Here is a 2035-nt window from a genome sequence, read left to right as displayed (position 1 = left end):
TCGGTTCGAGGAGATGTTGGCCGGCGGCCACGCGATGGACGAGCACTTCCGCAGCGCGCCGCTCGAGAAAAACCTGCCGGCGATCCTGGGCCTGCTCGGCGTCTGGTACAGCAACTTTTTCGGCGCCGAGACGCAGGCCATCCTTCCTTATGATCAGTACCTGCACCGCTTCCCCGCCTACTTCCAGCAGGGCGACATGGAATCCAATGGCAAGCGGGTGGATCGGCAGGGACACGTCATCACCGACTACACGACCGGCCCCATCGTCTGGGGCGAGCCGGGAACCAACGGCCAGCACGCCTTCTACCAGTTGCTGCATCAGGGCACCCGGTTGGTGCCGGCCGACTTCATCGGTTTCAGCCAACCCCTCGACGACCTGCCGACCGTCGAGGGGACGGGCAGCATGCACGACCTGTTGATGAGCAACTTCTTCGCCCAGACCCAGGTGCTGGCGTTCGGCAAGACCGCGGAGGAGATCGCCGCCGAGGGCACGCCCGCTGATGTGGTGCCGCACAAGGTGATGCCCGGGAACCGGCCCACCACGTCGATTCTGGCGACCCGGCTGACGCCGTCGGTGCTGGGGCAGCTGATCGCTCTTTACGAGCACCAGGTGTTCACCGAGGGTGTGGTGTGGGGCATCGATTCGTTCGACCAGTGGGGTGTGGAGCTGGGCAAAACGCAGGCCAAGGAGCTGCTGCCGGTGATCAGCGGCGACGCCTCACCGGACAAGCAGTCCGACAGCTCCACCGACTCGCTGGTGCGCCGCTACCGCACCGAACGGGGCCGCAGCGCCTAGTCCCCTTTTCGCGAGCGGGCGCAGTTGCACAGACTTCGGCGGCGTGTCGTGCACAAACACGCCCGCTCGCGAGGGTCAGGCGAAGGGTCAGGCGAAGTACTTGGTGAACGGTGGCGGCAATACCCGCATCAGCTGCACCATCGGCGCCCACGGCCACCACGGCACCGCGGCCCGGCCAGGCTCGCGCTCGATAGCGCCCACCAACGCCTTGACGCCGCTTTCGTTGTCCACCATGAATAGCGTTGACGCGGATTTCTCGGTCATCTCCGACTCGATGTAGCCGGGCTCGATCACCGACACCTTGATGGGGCCGCTGCCGTATTCGGCGCGCAGCGATTCCCCCAGCGAGCGGATACCGGCTTTGCTTGCGGCATAAGCCGCCTTGACTCCCGGCACTCCCTTGGCGCCCAGCACCGACGAGATCAGCACCAAATGACCCGAACCGGCCTGCTTGAACATTTCCAGCGCGGTTTCGATCTGGACCAAGGCCGCCACCAGGTTGGTATCGATCGTTGCTTTGTTGGCCCACAGCTTGCCCGACCCCAACGGTGCGCCCTTGCCGATACCGGCATTGACGATGATCCGGTCGACTCCGCCGAGCGTGTCAGAAAGCTCTGCGAACACTTTCGGCACCTGCTCGTGGTCGTTGACGTCAAGCGCGGCGACTGCCACCGTGATACCCGGATATTGTTGTGTCAGTTCGTCTTTCAGCTCATCGAGCCGGTCGGTGCGACGAGCGCACAGCGCCAGGTCGCGGCCCTTGGCGGCGAATTGCCGGGCCATTCCGGCGCCCAACCCAGAGCTGGCGCCGGTGATGAGGATTTTCTGCCGAATCACCTGGGCAGGCTACTTCAAGAGCCGCGACATCCGCCGGTCGGCCAGCACCTTGCCACCGGTCTGGCAGGTCGGGCAGTACTGGAATGACTTGTCGGCGAACGACACCTCGCGCACCGTGTCGCCGCATACCGGGCAGGGCAGACCTGTGCGGGCGTGCACCCGCAACCCGGAGCGCTTTTCGCCCTTCAGTGTGGCGGCCTGTTGGCCGACCGAGCGGGTGACCGCGTCGGTGAGCACGGACATCATCGCGTCGTGCAGCGTGAAGACTTGTTCACGCGACAGTTTCGCGGCCGTGGCGAACGGCGAGACCTGAGCGACATGCAGGATTTCGTCGCTGTAGGCGTTGCCGATGCCGGCGATCACCTTCTGGTCGGTGAGCACGGTCTTGATGCGCCCGCTCTC

At 65.1% G+C, this 2035-nt stretch carries 2 protein-coding genes and 1 pseudogene; 1 reads left to right on the top strand and 2 read right to left on the bottom strand.

Annotation, left to right across the window (positions count from 1 at the left end; translation table 11 throughout):
• Positions 1 to 796: pseudogene (locus tag VFA16_RS11935) on the top strand (glucose-6-phosphate isomerase); the annotation flags it as partial.
• A gap of 87 nt (positions 797 to 883) precedes the next feature.
• Here the strand turns inward: VFA16_RS11935 and VFA16_RS11930 are convergent.
• Both VFA16_RS11930 and VFA16_RS11925 read right to left on the bottom strand, forming a co-directional pair.
• On the bottom strand, positions 884 to 1633 hold the full coding sequence (locus VFA16_RS11930) for an SDR family oxidoreductase (protein ID WP_324968010.1): 750 nt from the start codon (positions 1631 to 1633) through the stop codon (positions 884 to 886).
• Between the two features lie 9 nt (positions 1634 to 1642).
• The coding region (locus VFA16_RS11925) for a zinc finger domain-containing protein (protein ID WP_324968009.1) at positions 1643 to 2035 on the bottom strand (393 nt) is incomplete at its 5' end.

It is taken from the genome of Mycobacterium sp. (assembly GCF_035653355.1).
In the GTDB taxonomy this organism is placed as follows: Bacteria; Actinomycetota; Actinomycetes; order Mycobacteriales; family Mycobacteriaceae; genus Mycobacterium.
Note: the sequence above shows the minus strand (reverse complement) of the source record. Positions and strands in the feature narration are given on the sequence as shown.